The 21,508-nt window shown below is 56.7% G+C and carries 19 protein-coding genes; 15 read left to right on the plus strand and 4 right to left on the minus strand.

Annotated elements, in window-relative coordinates; all coding sequences use genetic code 11:
- Positions 1-177: 177 nt before the first annotated feature.
- Both ACP7E0_RS29755 and ACP7E0_RS29760 read right to left on the minus strand, forming a co-directional pair.
- Entirely contained in the window at positions 178-2,136 is a 1,959-nt protein-coding gene (locus ACP7E0_RS29755; protein WP_426130365.1) for an OmpA family protein, read from the minus strand.
- 306 nt (positions 2,137-2,442) lie between these two features.
- Complete coding sequence (locus tag ACP7E0_RS29760; protein WP_426130486.1) at positions 2,443-2,910, minus strand: BA14K family protein; 468 nt, start codon at positions 2,908-2,910, stop codon at positions 2,443-2,445.
- Between the two features lie 847 nt (positions 2,911-3,757).
- Between ACP7E0_RS29760 and ACP7E0_RS29765 the strand changes: the two genes are divergently transcribed.
- The 5 genes from ACP7E0_RS29765 to ACP7E0_RS29785 all read left to right on the plus strand — a co-directional run bounded on the left by ACP7E0_RS29765 (position 3,758) and on the right by ACP7E0_RS29785 (position 6,541).
- A complete protein-coding gene (locus tag ACP7E0_RS29765; protein ID WP_426130367.1) occupies positions 3,758-4,045 on the plus strand; it encodes a hypothetical protein in 288 nt (95 codons plus the stop codon).
- On the plus strand, positions 3,985-4,317 hold the full coding sequence (locus tag ACP7E0_RS29770; RefSeq protein WP_426130369.1) for a phosphatase PAP2 family protein: 333 nt from the start codon (positions 3,985-3,987) through the stop codon (positions 4,315-4,317). The genes ACP7E0_RS29765 and ACP7E0_RS29770 overlap by 61 nt, the downstream gene beginning before the upstream one ends.
- Positions 4,318-4,352: 35 nt before the next feature.
- The gene (locus ACP7E0_RS29775) at positions 4,353-4,865 is read left to right on the plus strand and encodes an LssY C-terminal domain-containing protein (protein ID WP_426130370.1); all 513 of its coding nucleotides are present in this window, start codon (positions 4,353-4,355) and stop codon (positions 4,863-4,865) included.
- Positions 4,866-5,448: 583 nt separating this feature from the next.
- Positions 5,449-5,706, plus strand: coding sequence for a hypothetical protein (locus tag ACP7E0_RS29780; RefSeq protein WP_426130372.1), 258 nt, complete (start codon positions 5,449-5,451; stop codon positions 5,704-5,706).
- A gap of 577 nt (positions 5,707-6,283) precedes the next feature.
- Positions 6,284-6,541 carry a hypothetical protein gene (locus ACP7E0_RS29785; RefSeq protein WP_426130374.1) on the plus strand — a complete coding sequence of 86 codons (258 nt, stop codon included), beginning with the start codon at positions 6,284-6,286 and terminating at the stop codon, positions 6,539-6,541.
- A gap of 724 nt (positions 6,542-7,265) precedes the next feature.
- Here the strand turns inward: ACP7E0_RS29785 and ACP7E0_RS29790 are convergent.
- A complete protein-coding gene (locus ACP7E0_RS29790) occupies positions 7,266-7,739 on the minus strand; it encodes a MarR family winged helix-turn-helix transcriptional regulator (protein WP_426130375.1) in 474 nt (157 codons plus the stop codon).
- Positions 7,740-7,819: 80 nt separating this feature from the next.
- Between ACP7E0_RS29790 and ACP7E0_RS29795 the strand changes: the two genes are divergently transcribed.
- The 10 genes from ACP7E0_RS29795 to ACP7E0_RS29840 all read left to right on the plus strand — a co-directional run bounded on the left by ACP7E0_RS29795 (position 7,820) and on the right by ACP7E0_RS29840 (position 20,174).
- Positions 7,820-8,230 (plus strand): DoxX family protein, encoded by a 411-nt coding sequence (locus ACP7E0_RS29795; protein ID WP_426130377.1) that lies wholly within the window; start codon positions 7,820-7,822, stop codon positions 8,228-8,230.
- Between the two features lie 22 nt (positions 8,231-8,252).
- A complete protein-coding gene (locus ACP7E0_RS29800; protein ID WP_426130378.1) occupies positions 8,253-8,936 on the plus strand; it encodes a glutathione S-transferase family protein in 684 nt (227 codons plus the stop codon).
- Between the two features lie 722 nt (positions 8,937-9,658).
- Positions 9,659-11,533: an amidohydrolase family protein gene (locus tag ACP7E0_RS29805; RefSeq protein ID WP_426130380.1), complete on the plus strand. Its 1,875-nt coding sequence runs from the start codon at positions 9,659-9,661 to the stop codon at positions 11,531-11,533.
- Positions 11,534-11,595: 62 nt separating this feature from the next.
- Positions 11,596-14,622 (plus strand): D-2-hydroxyglutarate dehydrogenase YdiJ, encoded by a 3,027-nt coding sequence (ydiJ, locus tag ACP7E0_RS29810; RefSeq protein ID WP_426130382.1) that lies wholly within the window; start codon positions 11,596-11,598, stop codon positions 14,620-14,622.
- A 96-nt stretch (positions 14,623-14,718) separates the two neighbouring features.
- The gene (locus tag ACP7E0_RS29815; RefSeq protein WP_426130384.1) at positions 14,719-15,690 is read left to right on the plus strand and encodes a GlxA family transcriptional regulator; all 972 of its coding nucleotides are present in this window, start codon (positions 14,719-14,721) and stop codon (positions 15,688-15,690) included.
- A gap of 161 nt (positions 15,691-15,851) precedes the next feature.
- Positions 15,852-16,505, plus strand: a complete 654-nt coding sequence (locus ACP7E0_RS29820; RefSeq protein WP_426130386.1) for an ABC transporter permease — start codon at positions 15,852-15,854, stop codon at positions 16,503-16,505.
- A complete protein-coding gene (locus ACP7E0_RS29825; RefSeq protein ID WP_426130387.1) occupies positions 16,505-17,608 on the plus strand; it encodes an ABC transporter ATP-binding protein in 1,104 nt (367 codons plus the stop codon). Before ACP7E0_RS29820 ends, ACP7E0_RS29825 begins: the two co-directional genes overlap by 1 nt.
- Positions 17,605-18,342 (plus strand): ABC transporter permease, encoded by a 738-nt coding sequence (locus tag ACP7E0_RS29830; RefSeq protein WP_426130389.1) that lies wholly within the window; start codon positions 17,605-17,607, stop codon positions 18,340-18,342. The genes ACP7E0_RS29825 and ACP7E0_RS29830 overlap by 4 nt, the downstream gene beginning before the upstream one ends.
- 32 nt (positions 18,343-18,374) lie before the next feature.
- Positions 18,375-19,265, plus strand: coding sequence for a glycine betaine ABC transporter substrate-binding protein (locus ACP7E0_RS29835; RefSeq protein ID WP_426130390.1), 891 nt, complete (start codon positions 18,375-18,377; stop codon positions 19,263-19,265).
- Between the two features lie 63 nt (positions 19,266-19,328).
- Complete coding sequence (locus ACP7E0_RS29840) at positions 19,329-20,174, plus strand: nitrilase-related carbon-nitrogen hydrolase (RefSeq protein WP_426130391.1); 846 nt, start codon at positions 19,329-19,331, stop codon at positions 20,172-20,174.
- A 403-nt stretch (positions 20,175-20,577) separates the two neighbouring features.
- Here ACP7E0_RS29840 and ACP7E0_RS29845 read toward each other — a convergent pair whose 3' ends face one another.
- Complete coding sequence (locus ACP7E0_RS29845; protein WP_426130392.1) at positions 20,578-21,225, minus strand: TetR/AcrR family transcriptional regulator; 648 nt, start codon at positions 21,223-21,225, stop codon at positions 20,578-20,580.
- Positions 21,226-21,508: the final 283 nt, after the last annotated feature.

A 21,508-nucleotide genomic window follows, 5' to 3' on the forward strand; every position in this document is an offset into this window, starting at 1 on the left:
CGAATTTGATCTGTTGATGCAAGCCGCGCGCCGGTTCGTCGCCTGCCGGCGGCGGCGGTTTGTCGGAAGAATCCAGCAGCCATCTGACCTCTTCCAAGGAACCGCTCCAACCCTGCATTACCTTTGGCCGATCCACCTCAGGGAATGTTTCGCGGTGGGCTCCATTGAAAGCCTTCCCTAGTTCTGGGCGACGGGACGCACAAGCGGCGTGACGCGGCGGACAGTCACCCGGCGGTTCTGTTGTTCGGCTTCCTCTGTGCGGACCTTGAGGAAGCGCTCGCCATAACCTTGCGTCACCAGGTTTTCAGCCGGGATGTCGTAGACTTCGGTCAGCAGAGAGGCGACGGATTCGGCACGTTCGTCCGAGAGTACAAGGTTCGGCTCGTTGCCACCGACCGCATCGGTATGACCTTCGATAAAAAAGGTTTCACCGGGATCTTTCTTGATCACCTGCAGCATAGCGTCGGCCACCTTGCGCAGGGTATTCGCCTGCGACATCGGCACTTCGGCGCTGCCGGTGGCAAAGGTGATCGTATCAAGATCGATACGGCGCACCTTGTCGCGGATACGGGCGGAGTTCCTCACCTCATCGATCGAGTAAGTGCGTTCCACTTGTTCCACCGGCGGTTCTGCAAGAAAGTCATAGTAGTCACGATCGGGCTCGCTCGACGTGTCGATGATGTAGTCGCGAACGGGCACGCGCAGGCGCATCGGAGGCAGGTCCAGGCCGACATCGTAAAGTGGTGGACGTGGATCGTTGTCGGTCTCGGCCGCATAGATCATCAAATATTCGCGCCCGTCCTGGTCGATGCGCGTGCGCTGAATGATGTCGCCGTAGCGATTATAGATCGTCACAACGCGAATACCGTTTGGCCTTTGGATGACCTCGCGGGAACGCCCGTGGGAGAGTTCTTCATAATAGGTTTCCCGGGCGTTGAGGCGCAGGCGCGGACGGTCGTCGCCCCGTACGATGATCTGGTCGCCAAAATCGAGAACCACCCTGTTGTCGCGGCTGTCGTCAATCCGCGGCCGACGGCCGTCGTTGCCGGTAAAGGCATCGATCAAATCTTTCGCGTTGAATTCCGGAACGCCATCGATACGGCGACCCTCTTCCTTGATGCGGGCCTCCAACTCCTCGCGGCTTGGACTACGGTCACTGAGGCTCGACTGAGCTTCCTCATCCGATTTCGGAACCTCGACATTCTCTTCCTCGGCGCGGGCACGCTCACGCTGCTTGCGGCGCGTTTCGCGGGCATTGCCGTCGGCGTTGTCGGCATCCTTGTCGCTGTCGAGAACGGCGGCACCTTTTTCGACAGGCAGCACGATCGTATCGTCGGAAGCAGCCGGATCGCGGGCAACTTTCTGCTTTTCTTCATTGCTGCGCCTATCAGCTACGTCCGGGATCACCTCGGGGCGAGTTTCAGTCGCATCGGCGTCAATTGCCGGGCGCAGATCGCCTTCAGTCACCGGCTGCTGTCCATCTTCTTGTTTCGCCCGGGCTTTCTGCTCGGCGCGAATACGGCGGTTTTCTTCGGCAGCCTTGTGAGCAGCCTCATCCTCACTGGAAGGCTGAGCATCCTCCTGTTGCTGGCCTTCTGCATCCTCGCGCTTGGGACGTGCTGTCGCCCGTTCCTTTGCAGTCTTTGCCGCTTCGCGATCGGCGGCAGGCTGGCTTTCCTCCTGCTGTTGCGGGTCGGCCTTTTGAGAGTTCCTGCGCTCAGCACGCGCCCTGGCCTTCTCATCAGCTGCCGTGCCTACGTCATTCTCGCCGGAGGGCTGGATTTCTTCCTGCTGTTGCCGTTCCGCCCGCTGGCGCTTGTTCCGCTCGGCACGGCTCGGTTGTTCTTCTTCAGGCGGCTGTGTTTCCTGCTGCTGCTGCTGGCGCTTTCTAGGCTCAGCGCGGCTCGGCTGACCGTCCTCGGCAGCCGGCTCCTCTTGGGACTGTTCGGCACCTTGCTTGCGCATCTTGCGCAACAGTTCCTCCGGTGCCTGTTCGCCGCCGTCCTTTGAGATGCCACCTTCCTGCGCGATTTCAAACGGCTTCATCAGGCTGTCTGCGAGAGCAGGCTCGGCCGCGACAGCCATCGTCAGCAGCGGAAATGCGACGGTCGCAAAAAGTCTGGATCGAATTGTCATTATATTTCCTTCTTCGGGGTTTGGTTAAGCCGCAGGCCTTCAGCCCTCTTGGTTCGTGATCCTTGATATCCTGTGTTTACAGGCTCGCCCGCGATTGGCTTCCAACGCTCGCGATCAACCTTTTGGTGACGGGAAACACCCAGAAGGTGTGTCGATAAACCGCGCACCGACTTCGAGGCTAAATGTTGGAGAAGACCAGCACCGAATAACACGTCAGCAGCACCGGGCCCGGAATCTCTTTGTTACGCATTCCACGTCCGGACTTCATTCCCCGGCCGTTCCTCGTCTTTTGCAGATTGATGCTGTTCAATATGGGGAATTGCACAGGCGTCTTGGCCCGTTGTAGCGCTGATAAGTGTTGTCGTAAGCCCGGTAGCTGCGGTAACGATTGGCGCACCATTCCACATGACTGCCTCCGTACCGCACCGGCCGATCTGCAACCGCTCCACCTATAATGGCGCCGGCGGCAAATGCACCCAGCGGGAACCATGCGCCGTTATATTGACGATATCCGCGGCGACGTTCGTAGTATCCACGGTGGCCGTTGTAGTAAGCCTCATTCCCACGCCGGTAAAATCCTTCGCGTCTGCGCCAGTCATCGCCATCGCGTCGGCGCCAGTCACCCTCGCGTCGGCGATATTGTACAACTTCGCCATCTTGCCCGAGTTGAGCGATTTGAGCGTGCCGAGGTCCCGTAAAAGCTCCTGCGGGAGCGAATGAGGTCGCGAACATTGCGACCGAAAGCGCGAGGGGCGCGATATTCAAACCTAATATTTGCATCGTTTTAGCCCTTCAATATGCCGTTTACTTCACCGCCACTTGAACGACCCACCTCCGCCTATGTTCCGTAAATCCAGCGTCCGGGACCTTTGCGCTTCCGACACAAGACCTTAGTCCGGTGTGGCATCGACCGATGCCCGCTACCTGGTAATCGCCGGGCTCGACCCGAGCCGAAACGAATCCCGCGTTAGACACGAAAAAAGATCATTGCAAACTGCATGCCTTCCCTCACCCGCATTAGGCACTAGATTGGTGCGGAGACATGAAAGCGATATGAATGCCGGGCACCGAGGACGATTCAAAGCCAAAACGTGGTCGTGGAGCGCCTGTATCCAGGAAGGCGGATACTCCGCAAACAGGTCCTGATGAACCCCAAAAGTCGCAGCCCGTAAAGGTTGAGGAATCTGCACAACCAACCGATGCAGGCATTTTCTTTCCACCGCGAAAGAGGATCTTGGGCCACCCTTTGGACGAAGCCGGCCAGCAATTCAGCAACTCGCATCGGCACAAAGCACCATCTCCTGGCGGCAAAGTTCGCTTCGATGCGGGCGATTGAGATAATAGGCCATCATCGTTTGCTGGTTCTTGCGGAACTGAACACGCTGTGACAAAAGCGTGGGCGACAGTCTGTGGAAGGGCACAGCGTACTCTGACTCTTTGCAACCATCAGAACGCCCACGATAGTTTGAGCCGAATTGAGGACTCGTTCCAATCCGCTCGACTGGCAACCAGACGCTCACTCCCAATCCCGATGCCATCTACCTGATGACATTCGTCAACACCAAAGACGCCGGCCCTGTTGTAATAGAACGCGCGATCCGAAGCTCGGTTTCTCGCTTTGATGCTTGTCCTTCTCGCTGCCGCCGCCTGGGTATTCTTCGGGGTTCTCGAGGATGTGATCAGCGGAGATCCGCTGGTTCTTGCCGACAGCGCCATCTTCAATGCATTGCAGGAGGTTCGCACGCCAGCTGGCGATGCGGTCATGATCGGTATTACCGAGCTTGGCGACACCAGAGTCGTAGTAACCGTCACGGCGATCGTGTTCTTCTTCCTTGTTTGGAGGCGCGCATGGCGCACGGCCATTTTCTGGTGGTTGCCGTCGCAGGGGCGTCGGCTCTCAACACCATAATCAAGCTGACACTTCACAGAGCCAGACCCGATGAGCTGCTCTATTCCGGCTGGAGCGCCTTTTCCTTTCCAAGCGGTCACAGTACCGCGAACATGGTCCTTTATGGTTTCCTCGCATTTCTGATCGCACGCGACATTCGTCCCGCGCCGCAGGTGTTGGTCGGCCTGTTTGCCGCTATGCTGATTTTCCTGATCGCATTCTCGCGTCTCTACCTCGGCGCGCATTGGTTTTCCGACGTAGTTGGCGGGGGGCATTCGGGTCCGCATGGCTGATCCTGCTCGGCCTCTTCTATTTGCGTCGGCCGGCCATGCGAATAGGATCCACAGCTTTGCTTGTCGCGGCGTCCGTGGGACTTTTTCTTGCCGGGGGAGGAAACATCTATCGAAGCCATGCAATCGATGTGGAGCGGTATGCCACCAAGAGCACGATACATACCGTGACTGTTGCCGATTGGTGGGGGAAAGGGTGGCAGACGCTTCCGGTGCGGCGGATCGATCTGACCGGTGAAGTCGAGGAACCGCTGGTATTCCAATGGGCAGGCAGCCTGCAGGATTTGCAGGATAGTCTGCAGCAGGGCGGTTGGAGGCCATCCACTGCCTGGACGTTCGAAGCTGCCCTCACGTGGCTCACTGGAGGCGCTGACGCCGGCGCTCTCCCAGTGGTGCCTCAGTTTGCGGGCGGCCATCTTCCGGATACAATATTCGTCCGACCGTTCGGCCCGCCCGCGTCTCCCGGTTTGCGCTTCTCTTCGACTATGGGCAACAATGAGGCTCACGGACAAAGACCAGACGCCACTCACTCTGGCTGGGTTCAGCTGTAGAGGAGCGGGTCCACCGGCCCCTCTCTCTGAGCACCCTGGTGTCGACACAGTCAGATTTCAACTCACCACGGGAGGCGCTTGCACAATCACTCGGTGTGGGAGATCTTTCATCGTGGGGTGAACAGCAAGCCGATGAAGACGCGACGGGCGCGTCCTGCTTGCTCGCTCAGAGAGGGGTCCCTTTGGGACGTCCCGCCGTAGGTGAAGGGTGGCGTTTGCATCTTAAGCAACCACATCGAGTGTGCCTTGATCGCGCATAGCCATTCCTAATACATTAGATGACCCTTGTACCAGCCGGGTGCGTGGCGGGAGAAAATAGCGACCCTACTCGACCCCTTCAAGCCAGGTGACACCAGGGCCGTGACCACCGCGGCCCTGGTGCCGAACCTAGGGTTTGTAGCGGGACGCGCGTTCCAAGACATTCAGTATTTTTAGACAAGCCTTCCCCTTGCAACGATATGGTGAGCACCACAATCTCACAATTATAAGATACGCGCAAAATCTGCGGGAACATCCTTCTTTTCCGCCAGTTGATAGCACGTGGATCCGCCGCAATCCCGTGGCTGGTCCGGAGGAGACAGACATGCTCAAATTTACGTTAACCGCCGCCCTGCTTTGCACCGTTTTATCCGGCGCTGCGATCGCTCAGGATGCGACGACGAAGTGCGATGAGGCCTCCATGACAAAGCTGGAGACCGACACCAATGCCATGACCGATGCGGCCAAGAAGGAAATGGCCATGAAGGAAATGGCTATGGCCAAGGAAGCGATGGCTGCCAAAGACATGAAAAAGTGCACGACGCACATGAACAACGCCATGCTAGGCAAGTCTTCGTTGTGATGCGATGGATGCAGGCGGTCGTCGCCTGAATCTCTCCGCAATCGCGGACATGCGTCAGCGCGCGGGGATGTTCCAAAGAGGGTATTCGGCGGGGTGCGTACCGGATGGGTTGCTCGACGTGCCTTACGCGCACCGAATGGGAGCCAGCGCCACGGGGCGCTGGCTTCAGCCCCATAGGGCAATCAGTCCTGTCAAAGACGGGTAAAATCCCAAATAGGGAGCTACTTTATTTCCGCTGTTGCGTGGTCGCTTCCTTTGGCCGCTGCAGCCCTTTGACCCACAGTCGGACCGCGGTCGTTGGGGAAGCGTTTGCGAGCCACGTAACCATGGGCGAGTTCAGCCGCCAATGGTTGGACGTGAGTATGTCGAACATGAGAGCTTACGACTTATCCCGTGGGCCGGGGATGGCAACGGGCCTTGAAAACGATACAGACCGGCCATAGTTAAAAACTGAAAAAGATTGTAGTAAAAGCCGTCGTGCGGGCCATCCCGTCGATTGTTGATTGCCAGCTTTGAATGGCCTCAGCAGCCTGGAAAAGCGGGCCACCTACAACGAATTTTGAGTAGGAACCTTGCGGTGCCCAAAGGTGATGAAGATAAATGGAACTTCTGTGCCGACGGTGAACTCTCAGCGGGCGCGCTTTTAGAATGGGGAGTTGCCGCTCCCACGATCCATCACATCGTCTTGCGCATTGGCTATGCAAATTCAGAAGAAGAGCGGAAGATTTATCAGGAGGCCGAGCGGGCTCCCCATCAAATTCAAGTCTCTTTGACCCCCACCGCAGCAAAAGAACTGGGCGCTCAACTCATCATCTATGCCGAAAGGTCGAAGTGAACTCCGCACTTCCCGTAATGCACATCATCCGCACATTGATCGTTCTCGCTTTCCTTCGCCTTGTGCTGCGGCCCTTTTGCAGACCCATCGGACCGCGGTTCGTTTCCAGGTAGGCTTATCGACGAACGGGAATGCGCAGGGACCGATACTCGCTGCTGTCATGACAGGCTCCTATTTTGCATTTACAACGTCATCCTTCGGAAGCTGTTCCCTCTAGGGGTCCGGTTTCTGTGAGGCGAACGCAGGACGATGGTAGGGCTAAAGTCCTATATCACCACAGTAAACGTCGGTCGCAAGCCACCCGGGGAACAAAGCCGACGATAGACACTAGTTTGCATGAAGCTCGCTGGCTTTGATACCGATCGTGGGACTGATCTTTGCAATGCTAGCAACTGGCCTGCTGGCAGGTTGAACCGCGCTCGCTAGACGGGACGCCGATGACATGTGGAAGAGCAACTGCGCCGACAAGGTCGGGGAAACATATGTCCCTCCGGCAGCGACCGATCGGACTATGTCCGCCAGCACCCGCGATCCGACGCCCTTCAGAACATAGGCCTTTGCCCCTTTGTCCAAGGCGCTCATGACGTCGTCACTTGTTTCGCTGTTGAGCGGCACCCAAGCAATGGCGGTTTCATAGGATAAGATCATGGGTTTCCTGGCCGCCCAACGAGTCGGGAACGGGCCGCCTCGTTTTCAGGCAACATTTGACCGCGCGGAGGATCAGCTAGCCAGTGTCGTGATTGCGCGACAGGGACGCCAACAGATCGGCCAACTGATCGGCGTGGAGGTCTTCGAGCTTCTGTCCAAAATGCTTCTGAAGCGATACTCTGTAAACGGACCACATCCGGGCCTGCATGTTGCGGCCGGAGTCCGTAACGACGACCCATCGGCCGCGTCCGTCATTGGCAAACGCCTCGCGCCGTATTAGCCCGTCGTTCTCCATGCGATCGAGAAGGCGCGAAAGATTGTGTTGGGCCAGCAGCGTGCGGTCTTCGATTTCGTATGGGCGCAGCTTCCCGTCCTGGGCGCGCGTCAGTTCCAGCAGCACGTCATACCAGCCAAGCGGTGGCAGACCCGCGGCTTTCAAATCCTGTTCGATGGCGGACAGGACAAGGCGCTGAGCGCGCATCAGGCGCACCCAGGCACGGACAACGGATGAGGAGGGCTTGATATCCGGGACGGCGGAGGAGCTAGACATACATGCAATTACATACAGATTGACTGATTGCGCAAGAAGATATAAATGCATGTGCATCTATATGCTCACCGGAGACCACCATGTCCCAAGAACGCCTGACCGATTATGCCGTGACGCTGCTGCGCGTCAGCCTCGGGGTGATGTATTTCGCCCATTCCGTCATCCTAAAACTCTTCACCTTCGGCCTTGCCGGCACGGCGGGCTATTTCGGGTCCATCGGCCTCCCGGAGTGGCTGGCATATGTGACCTTCACCGCCGAAGCCGTGGGCGGGGCAATGCTGGTTCTCGGCATCTATGCCCGCTGGGTGGCCGTGGTGCTGATCCCCGCACTTCTCGGCGCAATTATCTGGGCGCATGGCGGAAACGGGTGGGTGTTCAACGCGCCGGGCGGGGGTTGGGAATATCCCCTCTACCTGATCGTGCTTTCCGTGGCGCAGTTCCTGCTCGGCGATGGTCGCTATGTGGTTCGTCCTTCCAAGCCCCTTCTCTGAGCCGAACAAAGGAGATATCATCATGTCCGATGCAAAGCTGGTGCTCATTAGCCATCATCTCTGCCCATATGTGCAACGCGCGGCCATCGTACTGGCTGAAAAGGGCGTACCCTTCGAGCGCCGCTATATCGATCTGGCGGCCAAGCCTGACTGGTTTCTCGCGATTTCTCCGCTCGGCAAGGTGCCGCTCCTGATCGTCCGCCAAGACAACAGGACGGAGGCCGTTTTGTTCGAGAGCGCGGCGATTTGCGAATATCTCGAAGAGACGCAGGCCGGCGTTCCCCTCCATCCCGCTGATCCGCTGACCCGCGCGCGGCATCGCGGCTGGATCGAGTTTGGCTCGTCCATTCTGTCAGACCTTTGGGGCTTCGAGACGGCAAAGGTTGCCGAGACCTATGGGACCAAGCGCAAGGCGCTCATAGGCAAATTCGTCCGAGTCGAGGCTGAGTTGAGCGAAGGGCCGTTCTTCGCCGGCGATGCGTTCAGCCTTGTCGATTCGGTCTTCGCGCCGATCTTCCGCTACTTCGACGTGTTTGACACCGTCACAGCGACCGGCATATTGGGCGCGCTACCGCGTGTCGCGGGTTGGCGAAACGCGCTGGCCGCGCGCCAGAGTGTTTGCGAGGCGGTTAGCGACGATTATACCGACCGCCTTATGGAATTTCTAAAGAGCCATGACGCATGGCTGCTGAAAGCAGCAGCCTGAGAGTTCGCAAAATCCCGCGAGCCGTCGCCTGTCGGCCAGCTGAAGGAATGCTGCACCACTTCCGGTTTTCCGGCTTGACCCGCCAGAGCTCACGCTGCCGTGGGCCTAGGCGGTCTGGTCGGACAAAGTTGCGTTGCGGGGTGAGCCAGAAGAATAATGGCTATGGTGTTAGTCTTCGCGGCTCCGGTTCGGGAGCATGAACGGACGTTAAAGCACGCCGGCTCGTACTTGAGCTTCTTGGTCAGTTGGCCTTTTGAGAGACTCTCTGATTGGGGTCGTTGAAGTCAAGCTGCTCCAGACATAAAACCGCCCCGCGAGGCCACTCGCTTCTCTTCGCGGTCGGCGCACGGCCGCCGCATGATGGGATCAGGAGGACGAGGCGTTTCAATCTGTTTCAGACCTTGCAGCTTTCAACATCAAGTTCGTGTCTTTCAACGAGATCACCTTTTCCTCATGATCCACCAACACCTCGTCAATACGGAGAGAGTTCGCTTCGTGAAGAGTTGGACGAGAAGGGAAATTGCAGCCCGAACGGTTTGAAAAACTGAACGAAAATGGAGATCGAAAGAAAAAAGCCGACAAAAGGCTGAAAACGCCAGTCGGCGACCTGCGTTACTCGGCGGAAACCTGCAAGATGGCGAACTTTTGATATTGACCGTCGGGTAATCAGGCCGTGGTCCAACATCCTGACGATATGTTGCTTCCAACAATGGAGCGAAACAATGAGTACCGAAAGCTGGGGTGTGGACGCGCACGCGCACTTCTACACGTCTGATGATTTGGCGGCCGTGGATGAAACGCTTCCGTATGCGCTTCCCGCTCCTCACTCACTGTCCGAATACCTTCAGCGCCTCGCCGATTGCGGCGCGGTCCCGAAAGTTCTCAACAATGTTCATCTAAGCATACTTCCGGATTCCGAGAACGTATTTGCATCGTTCGCTGAAATGGTGCTGCTCCGGAAAACTGCACCTGAGAAGTTCGGTGACATTCAGTTGATTGGAACGATCAAGGCCGATCCGGACTACGCTACTGTTGAGCGCCTTGCGCATCCCCAGGTAATCGGCATCAGGATCGTTTTGCACGACACGCCACCACAACTTGTTGCTGATGACGCATACGGCGGCGACAAATGGAAGGCTCTTTTTGATCGACTCGCATCGCACCAGCATGTTCATATCTATGCCATGGAGGCGGAGACAACCCTCCGTGTTCTGCGGCAGATTCCCCAACATGTAAGGGTCGTAATTGATCATCTCGGAAGCTGTCACGCTGAGCGAGGTGCGAGCGAAGTCAGCTACCGCGAGCTGCTTGATGAGGCGAAGAGGCGGCGCAATGTTTGGTTCAAGGGGCCAGGGTATCGGACGTCCATCACGGTCGCAGAAGCCCTCCCGTTCGTGGTGGCGATTGTCGATGTGGTGGGCCCGGATCGAATCCTTCTATCCGCCAGCGATGCCCCACACGTCGGGGCAGATCATGAAGGTCGCCTTTTCGCAAGCCACTTCGACGCTTTGTCAGCTCTGAAATTTTCAGAGGCTCTGGCACGTGCTGCCAGCGAGATCACCTCCGTACCGACAAATCAATTGCTGAATGCAGCAGCTGATCAGATTTTCCCTCGTCCAGAAGAAAGCGAAGCTATGACGGACATCATTATCGAAGACATCCAGTTCCCGGTCGCCTATGGCGATGCAACTATCAATCTCGTTGGCCGAGTGTTCCGGCCCGCATCCGCTGATGAAAACCTGCCCCCGGTAGTCTTCAATTCCGGTTTTACTGGGGGCGTTTCGATGTACGGTCAGCTCTTCGGTAGGGCGTTCGCCGAGCGCGGCTACCGCGTCATGACATATGACGTTGCTGGCTTCTTTACGAATAAAGACGTCCGCAACACTGCGAAGCAGGACGGTATCACGGTTACGAACGTCAGCCTCATCGACCAGACTGCCGAGGTGCTTGCAGCTGTCCGTTGGGCTAAAGAGCATTTCGGCGCAGCACCTGTGGTCGCGTCTTGGGCGATGGGCTCGGTTGCAAGCCTCGCCGCAATTACTGAACTCGCCAAGCAGGGCAAGGACCAGGTCGCATTCTGGGTGCCGATGAGCTACACGAGTATTCCGGCGCTTCAGGAACTCCGTGCGGACAGGGACTCTGCAGACGCGGCTATCAAGAAGCTGGCAGATGATGCTGTAATTCCGCCGTTTGATACGGGGACCGAAGCGACCAAGGTCGGCTACTATCCGCTCGACCGCGACACGCAGGAATACGTTGATCGGCAGCTTGGTGGTTACACCGAAATTGGCGGCGTCGACCGTTGGCCTGGTTGCACCCATGTGACGGCCAAGTCATATAAGGAATATGTCGCCTTCAACCCTGAAAAGGACCTGAACGGCGCGAAGGGGTTCCCTCCGGCTCTCATCATACACGGCGCGCAGAACACGCTGCATATGCCGGAAGAATCGATCCGCCTTCACAGCATCTATCCAGGCAATGCCGGTGATAAGGCGCTCATCGTTGAGCGCATGATGCACGGCCAGCAGAATCAGGTTGATAACCCGATCTTCCACCAGCTGATCAAGGAAATTGATCAGGCTATCCGTTCAGCTTGAACCTAGATGGTACCGCGCGGTTGCTCCGCATCTTGGCGACCGTGCGGGCCAATAAGATTGCCATGATCCCAAGCCTGCGTTCTCATCCTGATCCGCTGCCTCTCTACAGCCTGTTCTGCACCCAACTTCATATGAGGGGCTTCAATGGCGATGTGTCACCGACCGCTGCAGATCGGACGGTGCTCGCGACCGACAACTCCATTTACCAGGTTACGCCTCAAGCCGTTGCCTTTCCGAAGGACTGTGACGACCTGGTCCGTATTGCCAAGCTACTAACGGAACCGCGTTTCGCGGATGTTGTCATTGCTCCCAGAGGTGGCGGAACCGGCACGAACGGGCAATCGCTAAACTTTGGCTTGGTCGTGGATCTCTCGCGGCATATGAATCGTATACTTGAGATTGATCCGGTCCGGCGAATTGCCCGGGTGCAGGCTGGGGTGGTTAAGGATCAGCTAAATGCTGCGTTGAAGCCTTACGGCCTATTCTTCGCGCCGGAACTATCAACGTCCAATCGCGCCACCATTGGCGGCATGATATCCACTGACGCCTGCGGCCAGGGATCGTGTCTTTACGGGAAGACACGTGACCACGTCCTGGAACTGGAGACGGTTCTGTCCAACGGCACTGTCTGGCGTTCAGCTCCGTTGAACGACGAGTCCTTGCAAAAGATCATCGAAAGGGATGACCTGGTCGGTGCCATACATCGGTGCGTCGCCGATCTACATGAGCGCAATGCCGACGAGATCGAAGCGCGGTTTCCGAAACTGAACCGCAGCCTGACGGGCTACGACCTAGCCCACATTCGACGAGAGGATGGCACCTTCGATCTGAACTCGCTGCTTTGCGGGTCGGAGGGTACGCTCGGCTTCCTGGCCGAGGCAGTTCTCAACCTTATGCCGATTCCAACGCACGAAGCCATTGTAGCGCAACGATACGATAGCTTCGACGCAGCCTTGCGCGACGCCCAATCTCTTATGCGTCTGTCGCCTGCGTCGATCGAGACCGTGGACGCCAGAGTATTGGCTCTCGCCCAGGATGACCCGATTTGGGCGGATGTGGAGGCGTTCTTCCCCGAAGATGGCACTGGTCCCATAAAAGGGGTCAATTTGATCGAAGTCGTCGGTATGAGCCAAGCGGAGGTCGATAAAGCCTTAGCACCTTTGACCGCCGAGCTTGATAAAAAAGCAAACGGAGCAGGACGACGAGGCTATTCCGTTGCACGCGGTGCGGCGCAGGTTCATAAACTTTGGGACATGCGGAAGAAGGCAGTTGGACTTCTTGGCAACATGAAGGGCGACAGCCGGCCTATCGCCTTCGTTGAGGACACTGCCGTTCCTCCCGAAAACCTTGCCGACTATATCCTGGAGTTCCGGGCAGCCTTGGATCGTCGCGGACTGGTGTACGGCATGTTTGGACATGTCGACGCGGGTGTCCTGCATGTTCGTCCTGCAATCGACATGAAGATGGAGGGCGCGGAGCGCCTGATCCGCGAGATTACCGAGGAGGTAGTTGACCTTACTCTCCGTTTTGGTGGATTGCTTTGGGGGGAGCATGGGAAGGGTATGCGCTCAGAGTTCTCACCGAAGGTTTTCGGTAGCCTCTATCCACTCCTGCAAGCGGTAAAGATCGCCTTCGACCCCAGAAATCAATTCAATCCGGGCAAGATAGCCGCACCTGATGGAACGCCACTGTTGAGGATTGACGATCCCCCCACCAAGGGATCGTTTGATCGGAAACTCATTTCTGTGACCAGAGCAAACTTCGAAGACGCACTTCATTGCAACGGCAACGGTGCGTGTTTTTCCTGGAATCCCGACGAGGCAATGTGTCCCTCATGGAAGGGAACCCGGGAGCGGCGTCACTCCCCGAAGGGTCGCGCTCAGTTGATGCGGGAATGGCTTGGCCGGATGACCTCAGAAGGCATCAATCCAGTCGATGAGGCTAAGAGGATACGAAAGGCTCCGCCTTGGCGGAATTTCGGCCGTCGAGCCCTCGCCACTCTGCGTCGGGACCCGGATGATTTCTCACACCAGGTCCACGAGGCGATGTCTGGCTGCCTCGCGTGCAAATCCTGCTCGGGGCAATGTCCGATTAAGGTTGACGTCCCGACATTCAGGTCGAAATTCTTGGAGCTGTACTACGGTCGTTATCTGCGTCCCATTCGTCACCATGTTATGGCGAACCTTGAACGCCTAATCCCATTCATGGCTTCGTTGCCTCGGCTGATAAATCTGGTGGCGGATACCGGAGCGTTGAGGCTCATCGGCCTCGTACACACCCCGAAACTCCCTCGGGACCGGCTTGCCCGAGAATTACGGTCGCGCTGGGTCAAGGTTGCGACGCCCACAGCCCTGGCAGGTCTTACTGATGAGCAGCGCCGTCACAGTGTCGTTCTGGTATGCGACGCATTCACTGCGTATTATGAACCCCGCGTTCTCCTGGCCGTGATTGATTTTCTCGGGCTGCTGGGAATACGAGCTTGGCTCGCGCCGCCTCACCCAAACGGCAAGCCTTTGCATGTTCATGGTTTTCTGGGAAGGTTTGCTCGCGTCGCAGCAAAGAACGCGAGAGTTCTTAAAGCCTTGGAAGACACTGGGGTGGAGTTGGTGGGCATCGACCCATCGATGACGTTGACATATCGCTCGGAGTACAAGGCCGCGTTACCGGACCAACCGCTGCCTAATGTCATGCTGCTCCAGGAGTGGCTGCATGGAAGGTCAGAGCTTCTCCCTCGCGCGGCATTCAAAAGGACGTTCCGCTTCATCCCCCATTGTACGGAGCGGAGCACAGCCCAAGGGGCCGTTTTAGCATGGAAGACGGTTTTCGAAATGTGCGGATTGGGTTTGTCGATTGAGGCGACCGGCTGCTGTGGGATGGCAGGGACTTTCGGCCATGAGGCCGAACATAGGGAGCTTTCCGAACGAATATATTCTCAGAGCTGGGCGCGTCAGGTCGGTAAGCTCGAAGCCGCTCCGTTGCTGGTGGATGGATTCTCATGCAGGTCACAGGCCGCAAGCATCGACGGCGTGTCGTTAAGGCATCCAATTGAAGCTTTGCTGGCGGAACTGCGTGGCCCGTGGCCAATGTAGACGTGGGACAAGTTATTAATTCTCGTTTCCTTTTGAGGCGGTCGTCATATACGTTCTGCGAAACAGATCGACAATGAGAGAAGGCGTCCGGCGGGAATGATGCAGCAAGTTGGCGATGAAGCTCCAATTCGCGTTGGGTTGCTGCTCCTCCCGCAGTTTTCCATGATGGCGCTCGCGTCCGCAAGCGAGCCCCTCCGGGCCGCAAACCGGCTTTCGAACCGCAGTCTTTATGAATGGTCCCTACTATCCGAGGAAGGCGGGATCATTACGTCGAGCAGTGGTTTCGAAACGAGGACCCTCTCAATTGGCGATGCTCCGCGATTGGATCGACTGTTCGTCGTGGCTAGCCTGGACATCGAGAGCAAACGTCCAAAGCGGATACTGCAGTACCTGCAGAAGTTGGCGACCACCGGGATGCCGTTGGGTGCGCTAAGCACAGGCACGTTCATTCTGGCCCGTGCGGGGTTACTTTTGGGCAAGAGATGCACTCTCCACTGGGAGGCGATCCCCCAGTTTGCCGAGGAATTTCCGGACATCGAGGTCACGCGAGAGCTGTATGTCCGGGACGGCAATCGTTGGACCTGCGCTGGTGGAACAGCGGCAATTGATTTGATGCTCGCGCAGATTTCTGGTGACTCTGGCGCCAAACTTGCTGCCGATACGGCTGAGCAATTTCTCCATACTCGCATCCGTGGCCCAGAGGAGCACCAAAGGATGGCGGTGCAGTGGCGCTACGATATCCATGATGCACGGCTTGCGTCAGCCATTTCGATCATGGAGCAGAATGTAGAGTACATTGTTGCCATCGATGCCGTCGCGAAACAGAGCGGCCTCTCCACGAGGCAACTTGAGCGACTGTGGCATCAGCATTTCGAAATGACGCCTCAGCGCTTCTATTTGAACGTCCGATTAAACGAAGCACGCCGCCTCATCAAAGAAAGCAGCGATACCATCGCGTCGATCGCGTTGCGTTGCGGCTTCGTCTCCGCGTCCCATCTCGGGAGCGCCTACCGCCGATTTTTTGGTAATCCCCCCAGTGATGAGCGTCGAAAATCCGACAGGCCGTGAATTCAGAATTCCCTGAAAAGCAGGGTTCGTAACGCTTCCCCCGTAAGGAACGGGCAGAGCATGGCGATTATTTGATACTTCACGTCGGACATTCGGTTCATGCATCCGCTTATTTCGCCTACGATCCTCCCATCCTCTTTGTGGGAGGATGGGAGGAAATAATGGATACTATTCACTTTATCAGCGACAATCTGTCGCTGATATGGTTGCGAATGCTTGAGCACATCTGGCTGGTTGGAGTGTCAGTGGTGATCGCTATTTGCACCGGGGTCCCTATTGGCATCTTCATCACGCGTAGCCGCGCTATCGCAGACAAAGTTCTCTACGTTGCAGCGGCAGTGATGACCATTCCGTCGATTGCGCTATTCGGACTGTTGATCCCGATCCTTTCGAAGATCGGCCAAGGAATTGGGTTCCTTCCGGCAGTTATTGCCCTGATCCTATATGCCCAGCTCCCCATCATTCGGAATACCTACACGGCCATCATGAACGTCGATACGGCATTGCGTGAAGCTGCCGTTGGGATGGGTATGACATTCGTGCAGCGCCTCCGACATGTTGAATTGCCCATTGCACTGCCAGTGATCATCAACGGCGTCCGAAATGCTGTGGTGCTCAATATCGCTGTCGCGGCGATTGCAACCTATATCGGAGCTGGAGGACTTGGCACCTTCATATCGCGCGGCATCTCCCAAACTGATCCTCGCCAACTGCTGACGGGCGCTATCGCCGTAAGCATCCTCGCCATTCTTGCGGACTTCTGTCTGCTCGCGCTCAGGCGGTCCCTGACATCTCCAGGCCTTCGGATACACTGATGATTAAACTTGATCGCCTCACTAAAGCCTTTGGTTCTGTAACTGCCGTCGATGGCGTCACCATGGAAGTGCCGTCCGGCGCAGTTTGTGTTCTGCTCGGTCCGTCGGGCTGCGGCAAGACGACGACCATGAAAATGATCAATCGTCTGATCATGCCGTCATCTGGGAAGATTTTCATCGACGGGCGAGACACGTCAACCTTGGACGCAGTGACCCTGCGTCGTTCCATCGGCTACGTCATCCAGCAGATCGGCCTCTTTCCTAACAAGACTGTCGAAGACAACATTTGCGTTGTTCCTGACCTCCTTGGTTGGGATCGCAAAAAATCCCGAAAGAGGGCTGCGGAGCTTCTTGAACTTGTGAACCTCGATCCTGCCGTCTTCTTGCGTCGCTATCCAAAGGAGCTTTCGGGCGGTCAGCAGCAACGCGTCGGCGTCGTACGCGCCCTGGCTGCCGACCCGCCGGTGTTGCTGATGGATGAACCGTTCGGGGCCATCGACCCGATCAACCGTGAGGTCATCCAGGACGAGTTTATGAAGCTCCAGGCTGAGTTAAAGAAGACCGTCGTGTTCGTGAGCCACGATATTGATGAAGCGGTAAAGATGGCAAGCCACATCGCGATTTTCCGCGACGGTAAGCTTGTTCAATTCGATCAACCGGATACCATCTTGGCAAACCCAATCGACAACTTCGTTGCCGACTTTGTAGGTAGCGACCGGACGCTGAAGCGTCTTCGCCTGGTGAAAGTTGCCAATGCTATGCAAGCCGCGCCAGTAAGCGTCGTCTCAGACGACACCTTGGAAACGGCGATAGCGAAGATGGAGGCGAACGACCATACGTCTATCGTAATGGTTGGGCCTCGCGGCCGAGCACGCGGCTTCCTGCAACTGAGTGAAGTACGCGGCAAAAGAGGCTCAGTCGGCGATCATGTCGAAGCGCTGCCCGGACTCATCAATATCAATGATGACCTGAGAAACGCGGTATCAGCGATGTTTTCTCACGGCGTCACCTGGCTCGCATGCGTAGATAGTGACGGCTTCTACAAAGGGTACGTCACTCAGCGCGGGATCAGTCAGCTTCTCGGCGCAGGTTACCGCGAATGACGACACATCCAGGCTCTCCCGCCGCGTCCTACGTAGGCATACTCTCCAGTGGCGCGCTATTCGCGCTCGGCGTTTGGGCGTCTTCTTCAGGGCTTCTGGAAACGATCCTGAGCTACCGTTCAGACATTGTCTATCTCGCCGGTCAGCACCTCATGTTGGTGGTGTATTCGAGCCTGATAGCGGTCGCTATCGGCTTGCCTCTTGGAATTGCCCTTACGCGGAAACCGCTGGCGTACTATGCCGACGCCATCACCCAAGTCATAAACCTGGGCACGACAATCCCAACGCTTGCTGTGCTCGCTCTCGCAATGTCATTTCTTGGGATTGGTGCCCCGTCTGCCGTGTTTGGACTGACCGTTCTCACGCTTCTGCCTATCGTGTTGAACACCATTGCAGGTCTAAACATGGTCCCTCGTCATTTGATTGAGGCGGCCACCGGCATGGGTATGACCAATATCCAGATTCTCCTCCGGGTCGAACTGCCAAACGCACTGTTCGTAATCCTCGCAGGTCTCAGAACCGCCATTGCGATCAACGTCGGAACAGCACCGCTGGCATTCCTGGTTGGTGGAGGAGGGCTCGGTGAACTCATTTTCACGGGTATCGACCTGATGGATTCATCGATGCTTCTGGCCGGGGCAATCCCCACGGCAATCCTCGCCATCATCGCAGATTTCGTAATCGGCCAATGCCAGTATTGGCTGATACCGAAAGGGGTCAACCCGCTTCGTTAAACCGGAAATCCAATAAACAGGGGAAGTAAAACATGCATAAACTTGGATTGAAATACCTCGTCGCAGGCCTAGCTTTCGCATTGACGGCGAGCATCGCAAGCGCGAAGGACATTGTTGTCGGCGGGAAGAACTTTACTGAGCAGCAGGTCATGGCTGAGATGACTAGCCAATTGCTTCGTTCGAAGGGCTTCACAGTCGACAAGCGCGATGGACTTGGTACCGCACCACTCCGTCAGGCTCATGAAGCCGGGCAGATCGACGTGTATTGGGAGTACACAGGCACTTCGCTCATCACCTTTAATAAGGTGACCGAGAAGCTCGATGCGGCCGCAACCTATGCCAAGGTCAAGGAACTCGACGCGGAGAAGGGTCTAGTCTGGCTGAACCCCTCGCGCGCGAACAACACCTACGGCATCGCGATGCGGAAGGATGATGCAGATGCCAGGGGTATTGCAACGCTTTCTGATCTTGCTGCTAAGATCAACGGCGGGGAAGCTCTCTCGTTTGGATGCAACGCGGAATTCTATGCTCGGGTCGACGGATTGAAACCGTTGGAACAGGCGTTCGGTTTTGAGTTCGGTCGCGAGAACACAAAACGCATGGACACCGGCCTTGTCTATCAAGCGCTGCGGGACTCGCAGATCGATACCGGCCTCGTCTTCGCGACCGACGGACGTATTCCGGCGTTCAACTTCGTCGTCTTGAAAGATGACAAAGGCTACTTCCCGAACTACGCTTTGACGCCGGTCATTCGTAAAGTAGCGCTGGATGGCTTCCCCGAACTTGCGGACATCCTAAATGGACTGTCGGAAAAGCTTGACGATGCGATCATGGCCAAGCTCAACGCCTCTGTAGACGTTGACAAGCGGTCCGTTGAGGAAGTCTCGAAGGAATTCCTCGCATCCCAAGGCCTTGCACAGTGATATAACAAGTGGCTCGCTCCGTCTGCAGAGAAGGGGCGAGCCTATGCAACAGGGCAAATGACCATGTCGACACTTTCCATTGCCGCAGCACAAATTCGATGCGTCGCAGGCGACATCAGCGCCAACCTCAAACTCCATGTTGATGCTATAGATCGGGCTCGGAACAGAGGCGCACGCTTGGTGGTGTTTCCGGAGCTTTCCCTGACAGACTACCTGTCATCACCGGATGTCCCACTCCTGGGCCGAACTATTGATGCGGGCGAAATCCAGGAGATCGCCTCTCGGTCGGATGGCATCGGTGTATCGTTCGGGTTCATTGAACTGGGCTCGGATGGGCATGCCTACAACACTCAGGCAATTTTCTCGCAAGGGCAGCTCATCCACAAACATCGCAAGATCAACATTCCGACCTATGGGCTCTTGCAGGAGGGGAAATTCTACAAGGCGGGAGAGGCTCTCTCGCTCGCGCCAATTCAAGATGACTGGAAGGCCGCGACACTGATCTGCGCCGACAGCTGGTCGCCAGCACTGCCTTGGCTGGTCGCGCTTCATGGCGCGAACCTACTCATCCAGCCGATTGGTTCAGCAAGAGGTGTCGTCGACGGCGAATACGACAATCCGAGTGGATGGGACATCAATCTCAAACATACTGCAATGACCTATAGCCTTCCGACCATCATGGTGAACCATTGTGGTCAGCGGGGTGGACTGGACTTCTGGGGAGGCTCTCGCATACTGGACCATAACGGTGTGATCCTGGCGTGCGCCGGGGAAAAGCCTGAGTTGCTTGTCGCCAGTATCGATATGGAGAAGATTAGTGCGGCCCGACACAACCTGCCGACGATCCGTGATTCAGCGCCCTCGCTCATACAGAGAGAGCTGGCGAGGTATCTTGCTTCCGTGGGATAAGTCTCAGTCATTTTAGCTAAGCGGATTTTGCGGTTGGAACGTCGGGACACACTTACGTTGAACCGTCAAATTCCGAATTACTCGTTCGGCCTTGTAGCCGCCAGCCGCAACACCAGTCACGGGTGATGACGTCTGCGAAGGCAGACGGCCGCGCGCCCACGGGACGTGACCGACCGACCCATGGACATCCGAATCCCGAGCGCCGTTCTGCACGTCAGGGCGGCGATAGGCACGTTCGCCACCTTGATTGTCCGGAAGTATGTCTCCCTAGTCCATGGCTTCAGCGGCAGGCGACGACAAGATATTGGCCCAAGTGACGACCGAGTTCTGCACCCCATATTTGGGAAATGTCGGTTACACTCTCATGGTAAAGATGACGCAAGTCCGTCTGTCGTTCGAAGAACTAGCGCGCTCGGATTTGCGAAATATATAAACCCATCGATAGCTGGACAGCATTGATCGGCGATTTCGTTTGATGCCACTCCGGCATGTGGCCATCAACCGCCATGCGGGCGAGACCATAAACGAGCGCTCGTGCACCGAGTACGAGATGGTCAAAATCCAAACCCTCGCGTAGCAGCCCGCTTTCCTGCGCCCGCCCGAGCAGATCAATCATCAACAGTCGGATTTCTTCATTGTCTCGGCGCAACGACTCCGAGCTGTTGAAATCGATGAGGGTACGCGAACTGATGATTTCGAAATGGGTGGTATTGGACAGTGCCCAGCGCAGATACCCGCGTCCAATTGCTTCGAAAGCTTCAAGAGGGTCCTGGCCGGTATGCTCCGCAAGTGCATCGCTGACGGCGCTCTTGAGGCGTGACATTGCCTGCTCGGCCACCGCAGTCATCAGCGCGGTCTTCGTTTTGAAGTGGCGGAACGGCGCAGCAGGAGAAACGCCCGCTCGTTTGGCCGCCTCTCGCACGGAAACGTGCTCAACGCCTCGCTCCGCGATGATGGCGACGGTTGCGGAAACCAACGCTTCAACCAGGTTTCCATGGTGATACGGCTTGGGTTCAGCGTTGGCATGCGAGTGATTTTGAATATCGGTCATTTCCCACCCATACCACAGGCGCGAAATGTAATCACCATTAACTTTGTAATTGACGCGAGGATCGATAAATGTAATCAATGGTTACTTAATAGAGAAAAATCGTCGTGCATCGCTACGGGCTTATCGCTCAAGCTGTTCTTGGTAACCTGCGATGGATGTCACCGAGGCATATCGTTGCCAGGATGGTGACGTGGACGCAGTAAGCTTTTTACCTCTGGTGTCGGACATTACCGACACGGTCGCTCGCGCTCAAACACTTGACGAATTGAGCGCGGACTTCATC

It is taken from the genome of Pararhizobium sp. PWRC1-1, assembly GCF_049897905.1.
Taxonomy (GTDB): Bacteria; Pseudomonadota; Alphaproteobacteria; order Rhizobiales; family Rhizobiaceae; genus Pararhizobium.

What these genes read in the sequence shown, in the direction of transcription:
- ydiJ (WP_426130382.1), top strand. Translation starts at nt 11,596, where the DNA reads ATGATCCCAAGCCTGCGTTCTCATCCTGATCCGCTGCCTCTCTACAGC.
- ACP7E0_RS29840 (WP_426130391.1), top strand. Translation starts at nt 19,329, where the DNA reads ATGTCGACACTTTCCATTGCCGCAGCACAAATTCGATGCGTCGCAGGC.
- ACP7E0_RS29845 (WP_426130392.1), bottom strand. Translation starts at nt 21,225, where the DNA reads ATGACCGATATTCAAAATCACTCGCATGCCAACGCTGAACCCAAGCCG.
- ACP7E0_RS29825 (WP_426130387.1), top strand. Translation starts at nt 16,505, where the DNA reads ATGATTAAACTTGATCGCCTCACTAAAGCCTTTGGTTCTGTAACTGCC.
- ACP7E0_RS29835 (WP_426130390.1), top strand. Translation starts at nt 18,375, where the DNA reads ATGCATAAACTTGGATTGAAATACCTCGTCGCAGGCCTAGCTTTCGCA.
- ACP7E0_RS29820 (WP_426130386.1), top strand. Translation starts at nt 15,852, where the DNA reads ATGGATACTATTCACTTTATCAGCGACAATCTGTCGCTGATATGGTTG.
- ACP7E0_RS29815 (WP_426130384.1), top strand. Translation starts at nt 14,719, where the DNA reads ATGATGCAGCAAGTTGGCGATGAAGCTCCAATTCGCGTTGGGTTGCTG.
- ACP7E0_RS29800 (WP_426130378.1), top strand. Translation starts at nt 8,253, where the DNA reads ATGTCCGATGCAAAGCTGGTGCTCATTAGCCATCATCTCTGCCCATAT.
- ACP7E0_RS29830 (WP_426130389.1), top strand. Translation starts at nt 17,605, where the DNA reads ATGACGACACATCCAGGCTCTCCCGCCGCGTCCTACGTAGGCATACTC.
- ACP7E0_RS29770 (WP_426130369.1), top strand. Translation starts at nt 3,985, where the DNA reads ATGGCGCACGGCCATTTTCTGGTGGTTGCCGTCGCAGGGGCGTCGGCT.
- ACP7E0_RS29795 (WP_426130377.1), top strand. Translation starts at nt 7,820, where the DNA reads ATGTCCCAAGAACGCCTGACCGATTATGCCGTGACGCTGCTGCGCGTC.
- ACP7E0_RS29780 (WP_426130372.1), top strand. Translation starts at nt 5,449, where the DNA reads ATGCTCAAATTTACGTTAACCGCCGCCCTGCTTTGCACCGTTTTATCC.
- ACP7E0_RS29775 (WP_426130370.1), top strand. Translation starts at nt 4,353, where the DNA reads ATGCGAATAGGATCCACAGCTTTGCTTGTCGCGGCGTCCGTGGGACTT.
- ACP7E0_RS29805 (WP_426130380.1), top strand. Translation starts at nt 9,659, where the DNA reads ATGAGTACCGAAAGCTGGGGTGTGGACGCGCACGCGCACTTCTACACG.
- ACP7E0_RS29765 (WP_426130367.1), top strand. Translation starts at nt 3,758, where the DNA reads ATGCTTGTCCTTCTCGCTGCCGCCGCCTGGGTATTCTTCGGGGTTCTC.
- ACP7E0_RS29790 (WP_426130375.1), bottom strand. Translation starts at nt 7,739, where the DNA reads ATGTCTAGCTCCTCCGCCGTCCCGGATATCAAGCCCTCCTCATCCGTT.
- ACP7E0_RS29755 (WP_426130365.1), bottom strand. Translation starts at nt 2,136, where the DNA reads ATGACAATTCGATCCAGACTTTTTGCGACCGTCGCATTTCCGCTGCTG.